This window comes from Oceanobacillus rekensis, assembly GCF_002153375.1.
Classification (GTDB): Bacteria; Bacillota; Bacilli; order Bacillales; family Amphibacillaceae; genus Oceanobacillus; species Oceanobacillus rekensis.
Window position 1 is genome coordinate 216536 of sequence record NZ_MTBQ01000003.1, and the last position, 21722, is coordinate 238257.

21 protein-coding genes and 1 pseudogene are annotated in these 21722 nt (G+C 36.2%); 7 read left to right on the forward strand and 15 right to left on the reverse strand.

Going from position 1 to position 21722, the window contains the following annotated elements:
- Positions 1-16: 16 nt before the first annotated feature.
- On the reverse strand, positions 17-961 hold the full coding sequence (gene cyoE / locus BV906_RS08455; RefSeq protein ID WP_087973052.1) for a heme o synthase: 945 nt from the start codon (positions 959-961) through the stop codon (positions 17-19).
- Between the two features lie 474 nt (positions 962-1435).
- Here cyoE and BV906_RS08460 point away from each other — a divergent pair, with 474 nt between their 5' ends.
- Complete coding sequence (locus BV906_RS08460) at positions 1436-2365, forward strand: COX15/CtaA family protein (RefSeq protein ID WP_087973053.1); 930 nt, start codon at positions 1436-1438, stop codon at positions 2363-2365.
- 24 nt (positions 2366-2389) lie between these two features.
- Here BV906_RS08460 and pyc read toward each other — a convergent pair whose 3' ends face one another.
- The 3 genes from pyc to BV906_RS08475 form a co-directional block, all read right to left on the reverse strand.
- Positions 2390-5833 (reverse strand): pyruvate carboxylase, encoded by a 3444-nt coding sequence (gene pyc, locus BV906_RS08465; RefSeq protein ID WP_087973054.1) that lies wholly within the window; start codon positions 5831-5833, stop codon positions 2390-2392.
- On the reverse strand, positions 5821-7005 hold the full coding sequence (gene ftsW, locus BV906_RS08470) for a putative lipid II flippase FtsW (protein WP_087973055.1): 1185 nt from the start codon (positions 7003-7005) through the stop codon (positions 5821-5823). The genes pyc and ftsW overlap by 13 nt, the downstream gene beginning before the upstream one ends.
- Positions 7006-7221: 216 nt before the next feature.
- Positions 7222-7503 carry an Fpa/YlaN family protein gene (locus BV906_RS08475; RefSeq protein ID WP_087973546.1) on the reverse strand — a complete coding sequence of 94 codons (282 nt, stop codon included), beginning with the start codon at positions 7501-7503 and terminating at the stop codon, positions 7222-7224.
- A 171-nt stretch (positions 7504-7674) separates the two neighbouring features.
- On the opposite strand from BV906_RS08475, the gene BV906_RS08480 reads away from it, so the two are divergent.
- The 3 genes from BV906_RS08480 (at position 7675) to BV906_RS08490 (ending at position 9262) form a co-directional block, all read left to right on the forward strand.
- Positions 7675-8178 carry a hypothetical protein gene (locus BV906_RS08480; RefSeq protein WP_087973056.1) on the forward strand — a complete coding sequence of 168 codons (504 nt, stop codon included), beginning with the start codon at positions 7675-7677 and terminating at the stop codon, positions 8176-8178.
- A gap of 117 nt (positions 8179-8295) precedes the next feature.
- Complete coding sequence (locus BV906_RS08485) at positions 8296-8901, forward strand: YhcN/YlaJ family sporulation lipoprotein (protein WP_087973057.1); 606 nt, start codon at positions 8296-8298, stop codon at positions 8899-8901.
- A gap of 157 nt (positions 8902-9058) precedes the next feature.
- A complete protein-coding gene (locus tag BV906_RS08490; RefSeq protein ID WP_087973058.1) occupies positions 9059-9262 on the forward strand; it encodes a YlaI family protein in 204 nt (67 codons plus the stop codon).
- A 46-nt stretch (positions 9263-9308) separates the two neighbouring features.
- Here BV906_RS08490 and BV906_RS08495 read toward each other — a convergent pair whose 3' ends face one another.
- The 3 genes from BV906_RS08495 to BV906_RS08505 all read right to left on the reverse strand — a co-directional run bounded on the left by BV906_RS08495 (position 9309) and on the right by BV906_RS08505 (position 11081).
- Positions 9309-9611, reverse strand: coding sequence for a YlaH-like family protein (locus tag BV906_RS08495; RefSeq protein WP_087973059.1), 303 nt, complete (start codon positions 9609-9611; stop codon positions 9309-9311).
- Between the two features lie 333 nt (positions 9612-9944).
- Positions 9945-10751 carry an inositol monophosphatase family protein gene (locus tag BV906_RS08500; RefSeq protein WP_087973060.1) on the reverse strand — a complete coding sequence of 269 codons (807 nt, stop codon included), beginning with the start codon at positions 10749-10751 and terminating at the stop codon, positions 9945-9947.
- Positions 10752-10889: 138 nt separating this feature from the next.
- On the reverse strand, positions 10890-11081 hold the full coding sequence (locus BV906_RS08505; RefSeq protein ID WP_087973061.1) for a hypothetical protein: 192 nt from the start codon (positions 11079-11081) through the stop codon (positions 10890-10892).
- A gap of 250 nt (positions 11082-11331) precedes the next feature.
- Between BV906_RS08505 and BV906_RS08510 the strand changes: the two genes are divergently transcribed.
- Positions 11332-11952 carry a YktB family protein gene (locus BV906_RS08510; RefSeq protein ID WP_087973062.1) on the forward strand — a complete coding sequence of 207 codons (621 nt, stop codon included), beginning with the start codon at positions 11332-11334 and terminating at the stop codon, positions 11950-11952.
- A gap of 216 nt (positions 11953-12168) precedes the next feature.
- On the opposite strand, the gene BV906_RS08515 is transcribed toward BV906_RS08510, so the two are convergent.
- From BV906_RS08515 to BV906_RS08530, 4 genes are all read right to left on the reverse strand, one after another.
- The gene (locus BV906_RS08515) at positions 12169-12435 is read right to left on the reverse strand and encodes a UPF0223 family protein (RefSeq protein ID WP_087973063.1); all 267 of its coding nucleotides are present in this window, start codon (positions 12433-12435) and stop codon (positions 12169-12171) included.
- A gap of 14 nt (positions 12436-12449) precedes the next feature.
- The gene (locus BV906_RS08520) at positions 12450-13406 is read right to left on the reverse strand and encodes an NAD(P)H-dependent flavin oxidoreductase (protein ID WP_087973064.1); all 957 of its coding nucleotides are present in this window, start codon (positions 13404-13406) and stop codon (positions 12450-12452) included.
- Positions 13407-13568: 162 nt separating this feature from the next.
- Entirely contained in the window at positions 13569-13673 is a 105-nt protein-coding gene (locus BV906_RS08525; RefSeq protein ID WP_087973065.1) for a GapA-binding peptide SR1P, read from the reverse strand.
- 167 nt (positions 13674-13840) lie between these two features.
- Positions 13841-14695, reverse strand: a complete 855-nt coding sequence (locus BV906_RS08530) for a polysaccharide deacetylase family protein (protein WP_087973066.1) — start codon at positions 14693-14695, stop codon at positions 13841-13843.
- 152 nt (positions 14696-14847) lie between these two features.
- On the opposite strand from BV906_RS08530, the pseudogene BV906_RS08535 reads away from it, so the two are divergent.
- Both BV906_RS08535 and BV906_RS08540 read left to right on the forward strand, forming a co-directional pair.
- Positions 14848-16150 (forward strand): annotated as a pseudogene (locus BV906_RS08535) (BCCT family transporter).
- 203 nt (positions 16151-16353) lie between these two features.
- Entirely contained in the window at positions 16354-16743 is a 390-nt protein-coding gene (locus BV906_RS08540; protein ID WP_087973068.1) for a YbbN family protein, read from the forward strand.
- Positions 16744-16798: 55 nt separating this feature from the next.
- On the opposite strand, the gene lpdA is transcribed toward BV906_RS08540, so the two are convergent.
- The 4 genes from lpdA to pdhA are packed head-to-tail and all read right to left on the reverse strand — an operon-like array spanning position 16799 to position 21568.
- A complete protein-coding gene (gene lpdA, locus BV906_RS08545) occupies positions 16799-18208 on the reverse strand; it encodes a dihydrolipoyl dehydrogenase (RefSeq protein WP_087973069.1) in 1410 nt (469 codons plus the stop codon).
- A 3-nt stretch (positions 18209-18211) separates the two neighbouring features.
- Positions 18212-19480, reverse strand: coding sequence for a dihydrolipoamide acetyltransferase family protein (locus BV906_RS08550; RefSeq protein WP_087973071.1), 1269 nt, complete (start codon positions 19478-19480; stop codon positions 18212-18214).
- A 24-nt stretch (positions 19481-19504) separates the two neighbouring features.
- Positions 19505-20482: an alpha-ketoacid dehydrogenase subunit beta gene (locus BV906_RS08555; RefSeq protein WP_087973072.1), complete on the reverse strand. Its 978-nt coding sequence runs from the start codon at positions 20480-20482 to the stop codon at positions 19505-19507.
- Between the two features lie 3 nt (positions 20483-20485).
- A complete protein-coding gene (gene pdhA, locus BV906_RS08560; protein WP_087973074.1) occupies positions 20486-21568 on the reverse strand; it encodes a pyruvate dehydrogenase (acetyl-transferring) E1 component subunit alpha in 1083 nt (360 codons plus the stop codon).
- Between the last annotated feature and the right edge of the window lie 154 nt (positions 21569-21722).

A 21722-nucleotide genomic window follows, 5' to 3' on the forward strand; every position in this document is an offset into this window, starting at 1 on the left:
TAAGGACAAGTAATAATTAATTAAATATTGGCAATGTGACGATAATCATTAATGGAAATAGTAAAATTAAATAGTTTAAAGAGTAAATGAATATCCAATTTGCCCATTTTAAATCATCTTTCATAAAGAACCCTTTAAAGCCAAGTACTAACCACCCCAGATTTAGTAGGGTTGCAATCACTGCAAACGTAATCCCTAATGATGGTAATAACAATAGTGGCAAAGGTAGTAGACAAGCGATATAGATGACAATTTGACGTTTTGTAAAGTTAAACCCGTAAACAACTGGTAGCATCGGGATCCCTGCTTCACGGTAATCGTCTGTCTTTTTCATAGCTAAAGCTAGAAAATGTGGTGTCTGCCAAACAAACATGATTAAGAACATAACCATCGGTACGGTATGCATAGAAGGACTTATTGCTGCCCACCCAATCAGTGGTGGCATCGCGCCCGATAAACTGCCAACGATGGTATTTAACGTATATCTCCGTTTGGACCATATTGTATATAGAACCACATAAACAAACCAACCAATAAATGCAAAAATAGCTGCTTGTACGGTGGTAAACATTAATATAGCCAACCCAATTGCAGTAGTAGTTAAACCAAGTATAAGAACCATTTTTAATGAAAAGAATCCTGTCACAGTTGGACGATTCTTTGTACGGTTCATTTTCGGATCAATATCAACGTCATACCAGTTATTAATGATACATCCTCCAGCAATAACCAATGCACTTCCGAAGATCGTCAGCAGGAATGTGCCCCAATGATTGATAAAAGAGGAGTTAGTAAAATGAACTGCTAACAAGAATCCGGCAATGGTAATGATTAAGTTAGAGTTCACGATACCTATTTTGATAAGCGCCTTTATTTCTGTAAAAATCATAGAATATTTTTGCTTATTCGAAATAGTGGAATTTGTAATAATTTCTGAATATGGTGTTTCAACTTTATTCATTTTATCCCCCCTTCAAAAATCCAATCAAAAAGACATGATAATAACCAGAATACCATGTAATATTCAGCATTCTGATATACAGTCTAATTGTACCATGGATTTAATTAACATTCTAATTAACTTACTTATGCTATTTTACAACAAATTCCTTTATAATATGTGTCTAAAGTGTTACAGAATAGCAGAGTCCTAAAAGTCCGAACAAATATGTATTAAATTAGCCATGTTCCTCAATATGCTTGGAATGCACTGGGTCATTCCTATATACTATTTCTAGCAAATAAAGTAACTTATTGCAAGTCTTTTTTAAATTTGCATAGTGAAAACATGAATAAAACGTGATACTATTACAATTGTGTGTCCAATCGCTATTTATCAACTAATTTGATTGCATTAGGTTTAACTTTAATATTAATATGAATCTATTGAAATGAATTCATCATTTTTTAATTATCAGAAGTGAGGCTATATAGAATGGTAAAATATTTAAAAGTATTATCTGTAATATCAACAATTGGAATGCTTCTCATCTTACTTGGCGGAGCATTAGTAACAAAGACTGGTTCTGAAGACGGCTGTGGGGATAGTTGGCCACTATGTGAGGGTGAAGTTGTACCATCTGAATTTACTTTTGAAATGGTAGTTGAATTAAGTCATCGAGCTGTAACGGGAATTGTTGGTATTGCTGTAGTTTTACTAGCTGTACTTGCATGGGTCAAAATTGGTCATATACGTGAAGTGAAATTCCTTTCATTTTCTTCTGTATTTTTCATTATACTACAGGCTCTAATCGGTGCTGCCGCTGTCATGTGGGGACAATCTGATTTTGTCCTTGCTGCCCATTTCGGTATTTCTTTAATATCATTTGCATCGGTATTTTTACTTATGTTATTAATATTCGAATTGGACAAAAAGCTAGATACCGAAAAGCTGCATATTAAAAAACCTCATCGAATTGAGATATACGCTATATTTATTTATACGATGGTAGTTGTTTATACAGGAGCATTGGTAAGGCATACAGAATCCAATTTAGTCTGTGCGGATTGGCCATTCTGTTCGAATGGATCACCATTTGCATTTGCGGATTATAGTTTTAACCAATGGACCCAAATGGGACATCGACTAGCTGCAGGTATTCTATTTATTTGGACACTATTACTAGCCGTTCGCATGATAAAGAACTATCGCAACAATAAAGTGATGTACTGGGGATGGCTCATTACTTTTTCACTCATCTTTTTACAAGTATTCTTTGGAGCAATGATCATTTTTACCCTACTGAATCTTGGTGTAGCCTTAATGCATGCGTTGGTGATTTCCATATATTTTGGTATGCTCAGCTATTTCATTCTATTGTCTACACGTAGTGCAAAACAGGAAAAAACAGGAAGCGATTTTTAAATTGCTTCCTGTTTTTTTGTTCTTTTATTCAAATTCGATTAATAAATCATTTACTTCGATTGTGTCTCCACCTACAACATGGATTTCTTTAATGACGCCTGAATATGGAGCTTGAATCGTCGTTTCCATTTTCATAGCCTCATTGGTTAACAAATGCTCGCCTTTCTCGACCGTATCACCTTTTGAACAATTAACGGAGAGGACTGTTCCTGGCATTGTCGCTCCAATATGTTTGTTATTTGACTTATCTGCTTTAGGTCTTGTAGAAATCAATGATTCGATACTTTTATCTCTAATAACGATTTCACGTGATTGACCATTCAATTCAAAGTAGAAAACACGTGTACCATCTATTTTCGGCTTTGATATGGATAGAAGTTTAACAATAAGTGTCTTCCCTTTTTCAATTTCCACTTCAATTTCTTCTCCCAATTCCATTCCATAGAAGAAAGTCGGAGTATCCAATACAGACATATCGCCATATGACTCACAGAATTTAGTATAATCCATAAACACTTTCGGATATAACGCATGTGAAATCAAATCGAAACTAGTTATTTCGCGGCCCAGTTGTTCATATAATGTATCCCTTGATTGTTTAAAATCAATTGGTTCCAATAATTCTCCTGGGCGTACTGTAATTGCTTCTTTGTTTTTAAGAATTATCTTTTGCAATTTCTCAGGGAATCCCTGATAAGGTTGTCCAATATATCCTTGAGCAAATTCAATAACTGAATCCGGGAAATCAATTGATTCTCCCTTTTCGTAAACATCTTCCTCTGTTAGGTCATTTTGTACCATAAACAGAGTCATGTCACCAATTACTTTGGATGAAGGTGTAACTTTAACGATATCCCCAAACATATCATTTACAGTGCGGAACATTACTTTTACTTCATTCCATCTACTTTCAAGTCCAACTGCTTTAGCCTGTTGTTTTAGATTACTGTATTGTCCACCTGGCATCTCATGTAAATAAATTTCTGTATGTGGTGATTTCATTCCACTTTCAAAATCTTGATAATACTCTCTAATACCTTCCCAGTAATGGGAGATTTCTTCGTATGCCTCAACATCCACCTTAGGTTGTCGATCCTTGCCTTCCAGTGCATGATAAAGTGTTTGCGCACTAGGCTGAGAAGTTAAACCTGCCATTGGACCAGCAGCAACATCAACAACATCCACTCCAGCATCAATTGCCCTTGCATACGTATAAATACCATTTCCACTTGTATCATGTGTATGCAGATGTATTGGAAGATTCGTTGAATCCTTTAAGGTAGAAATTAGCTGATATGCAGCTTCTGGTTTCAACAAACCTGCCATATCTTTAATACCTAATATATGTGCACCAGAAGCTTCGAGTTCGATTGCCAGGTTTTTATAGTATGTCAAATCATATTTTTGACGACCAATGTCTAGAATATCGCCCGTATAACACATCGTTGCCTCAGCAATTTTATTATTTTCACGTACCGACTCAATTGCCAATTTCATTCCTTCCACCCAATTCAAGCTGTCGAAGATTCTGAAAACGTCAATTCCAGCATTGGAACTCTTTTCAACAAACTCCTGAATTAGATTATCAGGATAGTTTTTATAGCCAACCGCATTACTAGACCGCAGTAACATTTGGAATAGAACATTCGGCATTTTATTACGTAATTTCAAAAGTCTTTCCCATGGATCCTCTTTTAAAAATCTGTACGCTACATCAAATGTTGCTCCGCCCCACATTTCTACAGAAAATAGATTAGGCAGCATTCGGGAAGTCGGCTCCGCAATATGAACTAAGTCATTTGTTCGAACACGCGTTGCAAGCAACGATTGGTGTGCGTCACGGAAAGTTGTATCAGTAAGCATAACTTCTTTCTGATCCTTTAACCACTTGGTCAATCCCTCCGGACCCTGTTCATCTAATATTTGCTTCGTACCTGACTGTATCTTTTGATGATGGTCCACTTCAGGAATCAATAAAGGTAAGAAGGATGGCTTATCCTTTCTAGAGATTCCATCTACCCCATCAAGTGTTGTCTGGGCGATATACGTAAGCATTTTTGTACCCCGGTCTTTTCTTTTTGGAAAAACGAACAATTGCGGAGTTTTATCAATAAATGTTGTATCATACTGTCCTGATAAGAATTGTTCATGTGAAATAACATTTTCCAAAAAGTGGATATTCGTTTTAATACCACGGATTCTAAATTCCTTTAAATTTCTGACCATTTTGATTGCAGCTTGCTCAAATGTCAGCGCCCATGTAGATACTTTTACAAGAAGTGAATCATAATGTGGTGAGATTACTGCTCCCTGATAGCCATTTCCTGCATCAAGACGAACTCCAAAACCTCCACCGGTACGGTAAGCATTGATTTTTCCTGTATCGGGCATAAAATCATTTAACGGATCCTCTGTCGTAACACGCGATTGTATAGCGTAACCACTAATTTTAATTTCTTCCTGTTTCGGTATAGCAATTGATTTGCTATGTAAGCTTAATCCATCAGCTATTTTTAATTGAGATTGAACAATATCAATTCCAGTAATCATCTCGGTAATAGTATGTTCTACTTGTACACGTGGATTTACTTCAATGAAATAAAACTCATCTTTAGTGACAAGAAACTCAACTGTACCCGCATTTATGTAATGCACATTTTTCATCAGCTTAACTGCAGCATTACAAATTTCCTCACGAAGTTCATCTGTCAATGATATGCTTGGCGCCACTTCTATTACTTTTTGATGTCTACGTTGAACAGAGCAATCTCTTTCATGCAAATGCACAATATTTCCATCCTTATCACCAAGGATCTGCACTTCAATATGTTTTGGATTTTCAATAAATTTTTCTAAATAAATTTCATCATTGCCAAATGCTGCTTTAGCTTCCGATTTCGCACGATTATAGCTTTCAGTTACTTCTTTTTCATCACGGACAATGCGCATACCACGACCGCCGCCGCCTAATGATGCTTTGATAATAATCGGATAACCATACTCTTTACCAAATGCCTCAACTTCTTCAACCGTTGTAACCGCTCCGCCACTGCCCGGGATAATTGGCAGGTTAGCTTTAACTGCCTGTTCTCTAGCCTTAACTTTATCACCAAACATATTTAAATGTTCGCTAGTAGGACCAATAAATATAATCCCCTCTTCTTCACATCGTTTTGCGAAATTTATATTCTCAGATAGAAAGCCATAACCTGGATGAATGGCATCAACGTTTACTTCTTTAGCAAGATCAATGATTCCTTCAATATCTAAGTATGCATCAATAGGCTTTTTACCTTTTCCTATTAAGTAAGCTTCATCAGCTTTAAAACGGTGAAATGATGTTGTATCTTCACTTGAATATACTGCAACTGTTCGTATATTTAATTCTGTACAAGCACGAAATACTCGAATAGCGATTTCTCCGCGGTTTGCCACTAGCACTTTATTGATATTTTTTAACTCTGCCATTTTATTCCACCTCTGTTATAGTTTATTGTAGTATTGCTTTCATTTGACTTTGATTCTGCTGGTTGATTTTGCTGTTTCTTCACCGTCATGGCGATATTATTTAAAATCCCCATTGAAATAAGCATAATGAGAAGTGAAGAGCCCCCATAACTTACAAATGGTAGCGGAACACCTGTAATTGGTAATATACCACTAATAGCACCTAAATTTATGAATGCCTGTATGCCAACCATGGAAGATATGCCAATAGCTAGCAAACTCCCAAAGCTATCATTACACTTTCTAGCTATGAAAATACCGCGTAATACAATGGTTGCAAGCATTCCGATTACTAGAATTACACCTAAAAATCCTAATTCCTCTGCGACTATTGCCATGATAAAGTCAGTATGGGCTTCCATCAGATACCCTAGTTTCTGGATACTTTGACCAAGACCCTCACCGGTCATACCCCCAACACCGATTGCTAAATATGATTGAATCAGTTGATATCCATCTGAGTCGGGTGTTTCAAAAGGTTGATATGCACCTGTAAAACGTGAAAGCCTTTCATCCGTAATCATAAATGGAATTAATAGCAATGCAAGTATTACACCAATCCCGATTAATAGTGACAAGTGTTTCATACGAATACCTGAACTAAAAATCACAGAACAAGCAATAAGGAAAATAATTGAAGCACTACCGATGTCCGGCTGTAATACAATTAATCCTAAAATAATTGCTGTTAAAACTAATGGTGGTAATACGCCCTTCGTAAATTCGCTGATGTATGCCTGCTTTTTGGAATAGATGGATGCGAGATACATGATCAGACCAAGCTTTGCAAACTCTGCCGGTTGCATTGTCAATGGACCTATTTGAAACCATGACTTTGCATTATTTACAGAATTACCAAAGATTAAAACGGCTACAAGTAGTAAAACGATTGCTAGAATGATAAACTTCATAAGTTTCTGATAATACCTATAAGGGAATATACTACAAAAGATAAACCCAAACATCCCTGTCCCAAACCAAATTAATTGCCTAAAAAAATAATGTGTACTTTCATTCCCTTCTACAACAGCAGTTACCATACTTGCACTATATATCATAACAATTCCAAAACCAGCTAAAAGTATGGGTGTGATGATTAGTGTAAAATCATAATCTTTTAATTTCTGTATCATCCTGCTACTCCCTACCTATAAATTATCAAGTTAGTTGAATAGGAATTTTCATTAGTATAACACTTTTACGAATTGTGTGTTATATTTAGGCGGAATTCATGCGCCTTTTTTTCATCTACTTAATAATTTGAATCTTGTATACAAAAAAACCTTGCCAAATTTATGCTGGCAAAGTTTTCGCTCCACTATACCGTTACGCCAAATATGGGGCTTTGTTCACAAAGTTTTCTGCGACGCTTCATGCAGTATATTAAGCTTTTTCTCCAGGTTCTCGAGAAGTGCTTTACCTTCATTTTCGCTGATTAAGTTCAGACGCACAGCAAAATCGATTTCCCTTGACAGACCGAACATCTGAGTATCCAGTACATCTTCGTAAACCGGACATTGCGGCATCGTTAAATTTTCTATTTGAACTTCAATAAGTCGTAAAATGTTATCAGCATCAGCCTTTAGAAGGGCATGGGCTTTTTCACGATGATTTATAGTCACCTCAGGCATCATTTAATTCCCCTCCACTTGAAAGACTTTCCTTAACAATATATTATCGTTAGCTACAGAAAAATGCAAATAAAATAGAAAAAAATATACAAAAATTAATTCATTACTAATGAAATAATAACAGATGTCTGATATTCTGGATTAGATATATACATAATTAGGGGTGAAAAAATGATTGTACCAATTACCGGGAATGTTTCCTATTCTATCACACTTGATCCATCTGTATGGATTTTTGATGACAGAAAAGTATTATTGGAAGAAGCATTTATAAAACAAGTTAATGAATTAGATGAAAAGGAAAAAACGGACGACTTGAAAAGAATATCAGAGCGCTTTAACAGGGAAGTATTGGATACTAAAATGAATCGACCACCAGTCAATAAAAGTATTTCCAAACGCGAAGGAGAAAAAATATTAAAAAACTCATACGTGATGCCATTACATGATTTCATTACGAATGCTGAGATTAAACCCAATGCTAAGAGTGCGACATTGATTACAGATAATGATGAAAATGTAACCGTTACACTCGGTGATCTTGAAGATGGGTATTTTCTATTCTCAATCAATGGCAAGCCATTAAAAGAAGATGGTCCTGTCCATTACTTTTACAAAGATGGATCGAATAAAGATAACCCTGTTAAAAACATAAAAAAAATAGTTATTAACTAAGCAAAAGTCTATTATAACAGACTTTTCTTTTTTTCATAAAGCACATCTTTTTAGTATATTTTCACATTAACTACCCAAAATATGTTCATCAGCTACAATAATTGGGAGGAATGCTGAATGAACCTGAAACTAAAAATAATATTAATGTCTGTTATTCTATTTTTAGCTGCGTGTGGTCAAGAAGAAGAAACACCCTTAGCTGAAGAAGAACAGAGTTCAGACCGTATTGTACAAGTTAAAAATTCAGATCCGGCAGAAATCGAAGATCTGGATAATAACCAAATAGCTACGCATCTTGCTAATATCGCAACAGAGATTCCAAATGTAAATGATGCACAGGCAATCGTCGCTGGTACTTATACTGTAGTTGCAATTGATGTGGATAAGGATCTCGATCGCTCACGTGTCGGTACAATTAAGTATTCTGTATCGGAAGCTTTATATCATGATCCCTACGGCAAAACTGCAGTTGTTGTAGCAGATCCGGACGTCATGGAGCGTATAAGATCTATGAGTGACAAAATAAGCCAGGGACATCCTATACAAGGTGTTGTAGATGAGCTTGCTGCAATTGTTGGACGATTTATGCCAGAATTTCCAATTGATGATGATCGTGCAAAAGAACCAGATCAAAATAAAGAAATAATTGATGAAGAGGATAAACAAAAATTGAAGGATATTGAGGGCGATCAATCCAATCAGCATGATGACCGCTCAAACTAAGCTGTAAGCAATGCATTAAGGTTTCTGAACAAAATCAGAAACCTTTTCTTTATTCACTTTTTCTTACGTTTGGTCACCCAATATTTAGTAGCTCCTTCTATTTTATCTCCTCGTTGTGATATAATATTACATAGCAATAATTTGTTGAGGTGATAGGATGCAAGTTAAATGTTCCCTTTGTGAAAAAATTGAAGATATAGAGGATCACTCTCTAATAGCTAAAAGATTGAGAAATAGAAGAATATATATGTATTTGTGTACCACATGTTATGAAAGAATTGAACATAATACCAACAAGCGATTAGCTACAGGTAAATTTAGATTGTATCGCGAGAATAAGAAAGTAGATCAGTTTCTATAAAGTTAAACTAAAAACGCCTCTAGGGCGTTTTTAGTTTACTTATTTCTTATTTGCTCGTTTGCCTCTGTTTATGAAGTCTGATCCTATAGATAGCGAGAATCAATATAATAACGAAAAGACTTTCTACGGTTGGCATCCTCATTACTGTAGTGAAGATGGTTAAAATATATGTAGCAATCAACAGCATAAGATAAACAAAAATTGCTTTCCCAAGTGGCAGTTTTCTTGCAAAACCAAGTTCATATGCAATGGCACATAATATAAAATTCATTACATAGAATACCCAAAAAATATTTTCTATACCGTTAATATCTACTACCAGATCAAATACGAATCGAAATCCTTCCATATATATCCCCCATTATTTAAATGAAAATCTCCCCCTATCATACTAAATCTCGAAGATTCATGCCAGTTCCATGAATAATTAATTTAAAACGCTTACTTTTGAAGATTTTCTTTTTTTGATATATACTATAATAGAAATAGAGGTGTTTCCATGAAAAGTATAAATTTCCCAGCGCTTTTTTTAGCCATCCTTGTAATTGTATTGTTGGGACTCGTTGGTGTCGCTATAGCATTTCGCAGTATAGGCTTTATATTATTATTCTTATTACTGGGCTTCGGAACTTTCATATTCGGAATAAAACTAAAAAGAAGGAAGAAAGTGATATAGTATATATCACTTTCTTCCTTCTTTAAGCATCCCTAGTATTTTTTTCTGAAGTACGGAGTTGCACGTTAATATCGTTGATTTATCAAGCATGTTTACAATCTTACCATCAATATCTGTTGTGATTCCTCCCACCTCATTTACAATCACTATACCAGCTGCAACATCCCAAGGTGATAATCTCATCGAGATATATCCGTCAATAATTCCCTCTGCGGTATAAGCAAATTCCAACGCTGCAGACCCATAAGTTCTTGTTCCGCGAATATCTTTCACAAATTTTTGCATAACCTGCTCTTCTATTAATTTGTTTTCACATAACCAAAAATGATTCATACCTATAATTGCCTCATTAATATTTCCAATCTCTGGTAAAGAAGGCAATTGGACATCATCCTTATAAGCTCCTTCACCCTTCTTTGCATGATAGAGAACATTTGCCATTACATCGTAAATTAAACCTATTTCACCTACACCATCATGATAAATTCCGACTGAAATTGCGAAGTTTCTTTTCTGATGGACAAAATTCATGGTGCCGTCAATCGGATCAATTATCCAAACGGTTCCATCAAGAGATGTAGGACTATCCCCATATCCCTCTTCACCATGTATAAAATGGCCACTGAATTTCGATTTGACTTTAGCAACAAAAAACTGTTCCGTTTCTTTATCCAACTTCGTTACAAGATCATTAGCATTGGATTTCGTTTCGATATCTAATGGGCCGTACATTTTATCTCTAATTACTTCTCCAGCTTCACGTACCCATTCAATCGCGTGTATATATATATCATCTCGAAGCTTTTTGTCCATGACATTACCTCCATTTTCCATCAACTCTATATATGATTGTATCAAAATGGAGATTATACGTCATTGTATTTGAATGACCCCAATATGTATTCGAATATTAAGTAATGCTCCAATACATATTGGGGTCAGCTATTATACTTATTCATTATCTATTTCAAGCATCTGCGTTCTTAAATCCTCTAATCTTTCTTTTGCCTTAATTATCAATACTTTATCGTCTGCTTGCATTGCATCAAAGAGTGTCACCAATTCATAATCAATTTCCATACGAATAACAGGTAATTTTTCTTGTGCCTCTTTTCTTCTTAATGCTTCCATTACGTATTTCATCTTCTCACTTCCTTTCCAGTAGCTTGTATAACCAATTCCATCCTTTTCTTTATTCTATGAATTTGGTTGATTTTTTGTTCTTTTCATTGTTTTAGATTATTGATTTATTTTATAATCATTTCCCAAAATGTATGTCTTTTAAACATTGGAAAATTATTTCATGTAAATTGCACTTCATACTTGACTTGACTTCTTTCGACATTTACTTAATAATTATTATTATCTACGGTTTTTAGAAAGGGTGAGTCGCTTGGTATTTCAAGGTTTTAATCAAAATGATTTCAATACATTTACAATAGATAATCTGGATGGAAGAATGGAAGCAATCCAAACTAGAATCCAACCTAAATTTCAGGAATTAGGATCTGAACTTGTTGATTACTTGGCAGCACAATTGGGAAATGAAGTATATTTACATATCGCTAAACATGCAAGAAGAACAGTAAATCCACCAAATGATACATGGTTGGCAATTGCTGATAATAAACGAGGTTATAAGAAACATCCACATTTTCAAGTCGGATTGTTTGATGATCATGTTTTTATCTGGCTTGCCCTTATATATGAGTTACCGAATAAAAGAGAAATAGCAGATTCTTTTTTAAATAAATATGATGAAATTAAACAACTTCCAAATAATTTCGCTGTTTCTTTGGATCATATGAAAAAAGAAGCGATACAGATTACCGACTTGGAAATAAAGGATGTTGAACGTTTTAGAGGTGTGAAAAAGGCAGAATTTTTAATCGGTCGCCGTTTTCTTTCCGATGACCCATTACTTGCAGACGGAGAGAAATTCTTGGAAACAGTAAAACAGACGTATGATATACTGATTCCCTTCTACCAGTTGGCAATGCGTGCAAGAGTTTAAATATTACACGAAAAGACAACAGACACCTATCCGATAAAGGAAATGTCTGTTGCCTTTTTTATAGCTCTTTAATTAATGTTTGAGACTGCGTTTACTCATCCTAATTTTTTAAGCATCGCGGAGTTTATATAAATTACTGCGAAGTAACTCTATTTTTGTTCACAAAAATATGTTCTTTTCTCGCCGTCCTAATATAGTAGTAGACAGTATTATTAATTACATTTTAATAAATTCTTCTTCCGTTTCTTTCGCCCTTTTAACCGTTTTATAACTGGAATAACCAGAAGCTCCTTCAAACTCTGCAAACAATTTCTTCTCTTCACTTTTGGATGGTACAATTTGTTTAAAACGATTATATAACATTATGATTTCTTGGCTACGTACTTGCTTTTCATGTGCTTTTTCAATAAGACTGAAGAAGTTGACGACATCAATTATTTCTTCTGTCGTCCATGTTTCATCAATCGGATACTCGTAATTCATTGCTCGATTACACCTCACTTATTCCATTTATTTTTGACATTTTCCGCTTCAGTTACAATAGATTGAATCAGTTCTTGGACACTTGGTATATCCTTAATTCTCGCTGCTGACTGTCCAGCCCAACCAAAACCTTCATTAGAATCTCCATGTTTAATGTAATTCTGATTAACTTTCCCGCTTATGTAATCTTTTAGGTATTCGTAGCCAGTAACTTGTTGTTCAATCTCTAAAATCCGTTCTGTCCACGGGCCACGTAATACCCTTGCAGGTGAACCAATAGAGCGCTTAATGACTACAGTATCATCTTCCGTTGCATCAAGTATTGCTTGTTTGTAATTTTGATGTGCCCTGGCTTCCTTAGTAGCAATAAACCTCGTTCCCATTTCAATACCCTCAGCACCAAGACTTAACGCGGCCATAAGTCCACGTCCATCAACAATACCACCTGACGCAATGACAGGAATGGATACTTGATCAGCTACTTCGGGTGTTAATACAAATGTACCGACATCCCCCTTGCCAAGATGTCCCCCACCTTCCTGACCGACAACCATCACTGCATCTGCTCCAAGTTCTTCCGCTTTTACAGCCTGCCTTGTCGCAGCTACAAGTACAAGTTTCTTCATGTCAAGTCCATCAACACGATCCAATACTTCTTTAGGATTACCCCCTGTAATAGATATAACCGGAACATTTTCTTCAATTGCAATATCGACCATATGTTCAAATGGTCTTCCATGTTGCCCAATTGCAAAGTTTACCCCAAATGGCCTATCTGTCATGGATTTCACTCGTTTTATTTCATGTCTTAGTTCTTCAGTTGTTTCTAAACTCATTGCAGTAATTTGTCCAAGACCACCAGCATTAGACACTGCAGCAGCTAAATCTGAATATGCTAGATGTGCAAGACCACCTTGAATGATTGGATATTCAATTCCTAATAATTCCGTAATTCGTGTTTGAAAATTCAACTGTATCTCATTCCCTTCAAGAAAATCTTTTATAATAGTATCATTTATCTATTAAATATTCTATTTATGAAATTTCTCACATAATCTTTAAATACAACAAAAATGAAAAGGGATACAAAAAAAGAGCCACATCATCTGATGCAGCTCATTAATATATTTTTATTAATTTTCATTACAAGTAGGACATGTACCGTAAAGAGTTGTTACCTTCTCTTCTTCATAATGTTCAATAACGTGTTGACAGTCTTGACAAATTATTGTACCCATTAAGCCATCTCCTTTGATTGATTATGTTATCGTAATTACATTATAATATGTAACATTACAGAAATCAACCCCTAATTAGTATAACACATTGATTTTTTTTACTAAAAAAACAGCCTCTAAGAAAATATCTTAACAGACTGTTATATTAAGTGGTTGTTTAACCATTTTTAATTTATTTTAATTAATGCTGGATCAAGCATCTCATATCCCTTATCTCTTAACCCCTTTACAATATCTGGAAGTGCTTCTTTCGTCCATTCTCTGTCGTGCATCAAAAGGTTTGCACCTGGTTTAAGCAATGAGTATGGCACATCTACTTCAGGTCCTTCCCCGGTAACCATGGCTGTTGTCAGTTTTTCAGCATTCATATAAGGTTTGAAATAGTCATAACCGTACGTCCAGTTCATTACGGTCATACCCTCTGCTTCTGCTACTTGCGTCGAATAGTCTGTATTCGCTCCATGTGGTGCACGGAAAAATACTGGACGTTCTCCAATAATCTCCTCAACGCGATCATTTAAACTTACAATTTCTTCTTTTTGTACCTCCTCAGATACTTCCGGTATTGTCACATGATTGTATGTATGATTACCTATAAAAAAGCCCATATCATGAATTTCTTTTAACATTTTCTCTTCTTCGGGTGTATCAAGAAAATGACCATTCACAAAAAATATCGCTTTAGCATCTAATTCTTTAAGTGTTTTTGCCATTTCTACTGCATGTTTATCTGGTGCATCATCAATTGTTAATAATACTACATCCTCATTCGCACCTTCTTTAATTGGAACAAGCGACCAATTTTCGGTGACTTTGTATTTAGCTTCTGCTTTTTCTTCTATTTCCTCTTCATGCGAATTTTCATTTTCAGCATTTTCTTCACTTTCAGCTTTTTGCTCCTCTACTGCTTCTGATTCATTACTACTGGATTCTGATTTTCCTTGACTTGTTGTTTCAGTATCATTTGAGCATGCGGATACGATGAGACCTAACAAAATAAAGTACAACAAAGTTTTCTTCATATGTAAATTACCTCCTATATGGAATGAATAGATTACTAGATTTATTATAGGGTATTATGTCACTGTGGGCAATTTTGCAATCTTAGTATGTATACCAATATTAGGGTGAAACTTTATTTTCGCTGTATCTGATATTCTCAAAATATGGGAAAATTAAACTTGGGAAGCCTGATGACAAGCCTGACTTTTCCTATATAACATGGTTTGCCATGCTATTCAGTGCCGGTATGGGAATTGGTCTTGTATTTTGGGGTGCGGCCGAACCATTATCACATTTTAATACCCCACTATACGGTGAATCTGGAACAGGTGACGCTGCTAAGACGGCTATGCATTGGGGACTTCACCCATGGGCAATTTACGCAACTGTTGGATTAGCATTGGCTTTTTTCAAATTCCGAAAACAATCAACTGGATTGGTAAGCTCTATTCTACACCCATTGTTTGGTGACAGTATTAAAGGCGGATGGGGAACAATGATTGATACATTAGTTGTTTTCGCAACTGTAATCGGTGTAGCAACTTCATTGGGTTTCGGAGCAATACAGATAAGCGGAGGGTTATCCTATGTATTCGGCATGGAACAATCAGTTTTTATGGAATTAATCATAATCGCTATTGTGACCGTACTGTTTATGCTATCTGCAATGACCGGACTGAACAAAGGCATTAAGTTTCTAAGTAATACCAACTTAGTTCTTGCTATTGCATTATTACTTTTAGTATTTTTTCTTGGACCAACCAATTTTATTCTGAACTTATTTACGAATACGATCGGTAGTTACGTTCAAAATTTACCTAGTATGAGTTTTCGAACGGCTCCCTTTGATGGAGAAAACTCTGGTTGGATTAATGATTGGGCAATCTTTTATTGGGCTTGGTGGATCGCATGGGCCCCATTTGTTGGAACATTTATCGCTCGAGTCTCAAGAGGACGGACTATTCGGGAATTTGTTTCAGGTGTATTACTCGTACCAACTATATTCGGTGGATTATGGTTTACTGTTTTCGGAGGTACTGCCATCCATATGGATATGTTCCAAGGAACAAATATAATAGAACAAGTAACTATGGGCGGTGAAGAAATTGCATTATTTGCAATGCAGAAAACTTCCCAGCAGGGACTTTCATATCCATTATTTCCATATTACTTATCAGTACGTTTTTATCACATCTGCGGACTCAGCTACTTTCGTACTTGGTATGCAGACATCAGGGGGGAGCTTAGACCCTTCTATTCGCATTAAGTTCACTTGGGGTATTATTCAATCCGCAACAGCCGCTGTATTACTTTGGCAGGGTGGACTTCAAGCACTTCAAACAGCTTCAATTATTGCCGCATTACCTTTTACCATTGTCATGCTGCTCATTGTAATTTCATTGGTCAAGTCTTTAAAAGAAGAAGTCATCCTCATGGAAAAAACGAATAGAAAAAAGTTAATTAAAGAGGATTAGGTTCTCATAGAGAGAACCTGACCTTTTTTAATCATAGTTTCGTCGACAACCTAACAGCGATTATTTCTATTAGATGATAATTGTTTAATCTCATATCATTTAGTTAACAGTTTATTTACATTGGTTCTACAAACGCGTTTCTCTGATAAACTGAAGTTAATTACTATAAAACTAGTTTTTTAACTATGAGGATGTGAGCAGGTTTGAGAAGCAAACAATTGTTATTGATTCTCATGTTACTACTATTAACAAGTTGCCATAATGATGAATCAATTGAAATCATTACCTTTGCTCCATCTGATAACTATAATGTTGTCTTCATACCTAAGAAAACGACTGATGATATGAATGAAATGTATATGGATGCACTTATTGAATTAAAGGCGAAGTACCCATTTGAATTAAAAGAAATAAATAAAACCAAAAAGAAACCTGAAGAACTGAATGTAAGTAATGTAATGGCTAGCCCATCACTTACTATTTTTAAGAATGGACAAGTTGTTATACAACTGTCTGGAAATCCATCCAAGGATGAAATTAAAAGGAATCTCGAAATAACTGTTGGAAATGAAAAAAAGGATGCTCCGAATTGATCGGAACATCCTTTTATTTGTATATTAGAAAACACTTGCGCTTTTGTACATTAAGCTATTTCATCATATGAATCGGTGTACCTATTGCTACTTCTGCTGCTTCCATTGTAATTTCTCCTAAAGTAGGATGTGCATGTATGGTCAATGCAATGTCTTCAGCAGTCATGCCAGATTCTATAGCAAGTCCGATTTCAGAAATCATGTCACTTGCATTAGGACCGGCAATTTGGCCACCGATTACTAATCCATCCTCTTTACGAGTAATTAGTTTTAAGAAGCCATCACTATTATTTAATGATAGTGCACGGCCGTTTGCAGCAAATGGGAATTTCCCAACTTTAACATCATAGCCTGCATCCTTAGCTTCTTTCTCTGTTAATCCAACAGTTGCAAGTTCTGGTTCAGTAAATGCTACAGCCGGAATACCGATGTAATCCACTTCAGATTTTTCTCCACTAATTGCTTCAGCAGCAATCTTACCTTCGTAAGATGCTTTATGTGCCAGTGGTGGTCCTGCAACGATATCACCGATTGCATAGATATTTTCTATATTGGTACGGCTTTGTTTATCAACCTTGATTAAACCTCTATCATCAAGTTCAATTCCAACTTGTTCCAGTCCAATTTCACTTGTGTTCGGACGACGGCCAACAGTTACCAATACATAATCTGCTTCGACCGTTTCTTCTTTACCGCCTGCTTCATAAGTTACTTTCACACCAGCTTTTGTTTCTTCTACACCTTTAGCCATTGCTTCAGTAACGATGGTAGCGCCTTTGTTTTTCAAACGCTTTTTAACAAGCTGTGTCATTTGTTTTTCAAATCCACTTAGAATATCTTTAGCACCTTCGACAAAGATAACCTCCGTACCGAAGTTTGCATATGCAGATCCTAATTCACTTCCAACATAACCAGCGCCAATAACAACCAATTTCTTAGGGATTTCTTTCAAGTTCAATGCACCGGTTGAGTCTAGAACGCGGTCAGAAAACTTAAATGTCGGAATCTCAATAGGTGTGGATCCTGTAGCAACAATACAATTTTTAAATTTGTAAGTTTGGGAGGATTTTTCATCCATTACTTTCGCTGTGTTTTTATCAACAAAATATGCTTCACCTTTAACAATATCCACTTTGTTACCTTTAAGCAGACCTTCAACACCTGAAGTAAGTTTGTTAACAACAGAGCCTTTCCACTCCTGTACTTTGCCAAAATCAACCGTTACATTTTCTGATTTAATGCCGAGGTCTTCAGATCCTTTAGCACTTTCAGCTAAATGTCCAGCTTGGATTAGTGCTTTAGAAGGTATACATCCAACATTAAGACATACACCACCCAATGCTCCTTTATCAACAATTGTTACCTTTTGTCCTAGTTGCGCTGCACGGATTGCGGCAACATACCCACCAGGGCCTGCCCCAACGACTAGTGTGTCTACTTCTACCGGAAAATCTCCTACTACCATTCCTTACGCCTCCATCATAATTAGTTGTGGATCATTTAGCAATCGTTTAATTTGGTTTAATGCATGTTGCGCAGTTGCGCCATCAACGATACGATGATCAAAGCTTAAAGATAAAGCGAGAACTGGAGCAACTACTATTTCTCCATCACGAACAATTGGTTTTTCGGCAATACGGCCAATTCCAAGAATTGCAGCTTCAGGGTAATTCAATACTGGAGTAAACCATTGTCCGCCAGCTGAACCAATATTAGAGATCGTATTTGAAGCTCCTTTCATCTCGTCTGGTTTAAGTTTACCATCACGAGCTTTTCCTGCCAATTCATTGATTTCCTGAGAGATCTCAAAAATTGACTTTTTATCGGCATCTTTAACGACAGGTACTAATAAACCACGATCCGTATCTGCAGCAATACCGATATTGTAATAATGTTTTTGTACAATTTCGTCCGTGTTCTCATCAATGTAAGAATTCATGATTGGGAACTTCTTGGATGCTGATACAAGTGCTTTAACAACATATGGCAGATACGTAAGCTTAATTTCTTGCTCTGCAGCAATTGATTTGAATTTCTTACGATGTGCAACTAGGTCTGTTACATCGATTTCATCATGCAATGTAACATGTGGTGCTTTTGTTTTTGAGTTGACCATTGCATTAGCAATTGATTTACGAATACTCGACATTTTCTCACGTGTTTCTGGATATTGACCTTCTGGTGTTGCAGCTGGCTTGGATTCAGTGTTAGCTGATTGATCAGCAGTTTCACCTTTTTCAGTTGGTTGATCTCCACTTAGATAGCTATCAATATCTTCTTTCAATACACGACCATTTTTACCAGAACCTGATACAGCACTGATTTTCACATCATTTTCACGTGCATATTTACGTACAGACGGCATTGCGATTACTCGAATTCCTTCTGAGTCTGCTTCTTCCGATGGTTGCTCTTCTTGTTTTGTAGCTTGGGATGCTTCTTCTTTTGTAGCCGGTTCTTCTTTCTTCGCATCTTCCGGTTCTTCCTCGGATTCATAACCTTCTGCATCAAAAGAAATTAGCGTTTCACCTACTGTTGCAACTGTTCCTTCTTCAACATGAACTTTGGTAACCGTTCCATCCACTTGTGATGGAATTTCTACGACTGCCTTATCATTTTGAATTTCACATAACACGTCATCTTCTTTTACTTCGTCGCCTACTTTAACGAACCACTTAACAATTTCACCTTCGTGGATTCCTTCACCAATATCAGGCATTTTAAAATTAAAAGCCATTTCAAGAAAACCTCCTACTTAAATTTAGAAATTCATTACTGCATTTACTTTTTCAACAATATCACTATGATTCGGCAACCAAACTTCTTCTGCATCAGAAAATGCATAAACTGTATCTGGTGCAGCAACACGTAGTACTGGTGCTTCAAGATGTAGGATAGCTTTTTCCTGAATTTCTGCCATTACATTCGCTGCAACACCTGCTTGACGTTGTGCTTCTTGAATAACTACAGCACGACCTGTTTTCTTAACAGACTCTAATACTGTTTCATAATCAATTGGCGATACCGTGCGAAGGTCAATAACTTCTGCATCGACACCATCTTTTTCAAGCTCTTCTGCTGCTTTAAGTGATGCATGGACCATAGCACCATAAGCAATAAGTGTTACGTCTTTTCCTTCTCTTTTTACATCTGCTTTACCAATTTCAACTGTATATTCTTCTTCAGGAACTTCGCCACGGAATGAACGGTAAAGTTTCATATGTTCTAAAAAGATAACCGGGTCATTGTCGCGAATTGCTGAAATTAATAAACCTTTAGCTTCATATGGAGTCGAAGGGATAACAACTTTAAGACCTGGTTGTTGTGCCATTAATCCTTCCAATGAGTCTGCGTGCATTTCCGGTGTGTGTACACCACCACCAAACGGAGCACGAACTGTAATCGGAGCCGTATGGTGGCCACCAGAACGATAACGCAGACGAGCCATTTGTCCACTGATAGAATCCATTACTTCATATACAAAGCCGAAGAATTGGATTTCAGGAACTGGACGGAATCCTTGTAATGCTAGTCCAATCGCAAGTCCGCCGATGCCTGATTCAGCTAGTGGTGTATCGAATACACGATCTTCACCAAATTCATCTTGTAGTCCTTCCGTAGCACGGAATACACCACCGTTTTGACCGACATCTTCACCAAATACAAGCACATTTTCATCATTTTTTAATTCTGTGCGCATTGCATCAGTGATTGCTTGAATCATTGTCATTTGTGCCATGATTTACTTCGACTCCTTTTCTTTATATATTTCCATTTGCTCCTGCAGATTGGATGGAAGTTCTTCATACATATTACCGATTAAATCTGTAACCTTTTGCTTCGGTTGTTCTTCTGCTTGTTTAATTGCTTTTTTGATATCATCTTTAGCTTCATCAATTACTTTATTTTCATCTTCTTCAGACCACAACTTTTTACCTTCCAAGAATTTACGGAAACGAACAAGTGGATCCTTTTTCGCCCATTCATTATCTAGTTCTTCTGTACGATAACGAGTCGGGTCATCACCAGACATTGTATGGGGGCCAAAGCGATATGTTAATGTTTCAATTAGTGTAGGACCATCACCATTAATTGCACGATCACGAGCATCTTTTGTCGCTGCATAGACCGCTAAAACGTCCATACCATCTACTTGAATCCCTTCAATTCCGGCAGCAACTGACTTTTGAGCTAACGTTTTTGAGTTCGTTTGTTTTTCAACAGGGACAGAGATAGCAAATCGGTTATTCTGAACAATGAAAATTGCCGGGGCTTTATATGCACCTGCAAAGTTAATTCCTTCATAGAAGTCACCTTGCGATGTACCACCATCACCTGTGTAAGTTATAGCAACATTCTTTTTGCCACGCTTTTTAAAACCAAGTGCTACTCCTGCTGTTTGTACATATTGTGCACCAATAATAATTTGTGGGCTCAATGCATGTAATTTTTCAGGGAATTGGTTTCCATGAAAATGTCCTTTTGAGAAGAGGAATGCTTGATATAATGGAAGTCCTTGCCAGATTAACTGTGGAACATCACGGTATCCTGGTAAAATAAAGTCTTCTTGCTCCAATGCAAATTGGCTACCTAATTGTGATGCTTCTTGTCCAGCTGTCGGTGCATAGAAACCTAAACGCCCTTGGCGATTTAATGCGATGGAGCGCTGATCAAGGATACGAGTGTATACCATACGACGCATAATCTCTTTTAGATCCTCATCTGATAAATCAGGCATATCATCTTTATTCACTATCTTTCCATCTTCATTAAGAATCTGGAACATTTCGAACTGACTCTCAACATTTTCAAGTACATGTTTCAAAATGGTTCACCTCTTCCTTTCTTCATACCTTTTTATTATTGTCTTTCCTAGCTTACCCAGAATACAAAATCTGTATAAATATATACACATAGTTGTTGTACCCTTTTGCAGTTATTGATAATCACTACTCTTACTAAATGATAACCTGTTACAC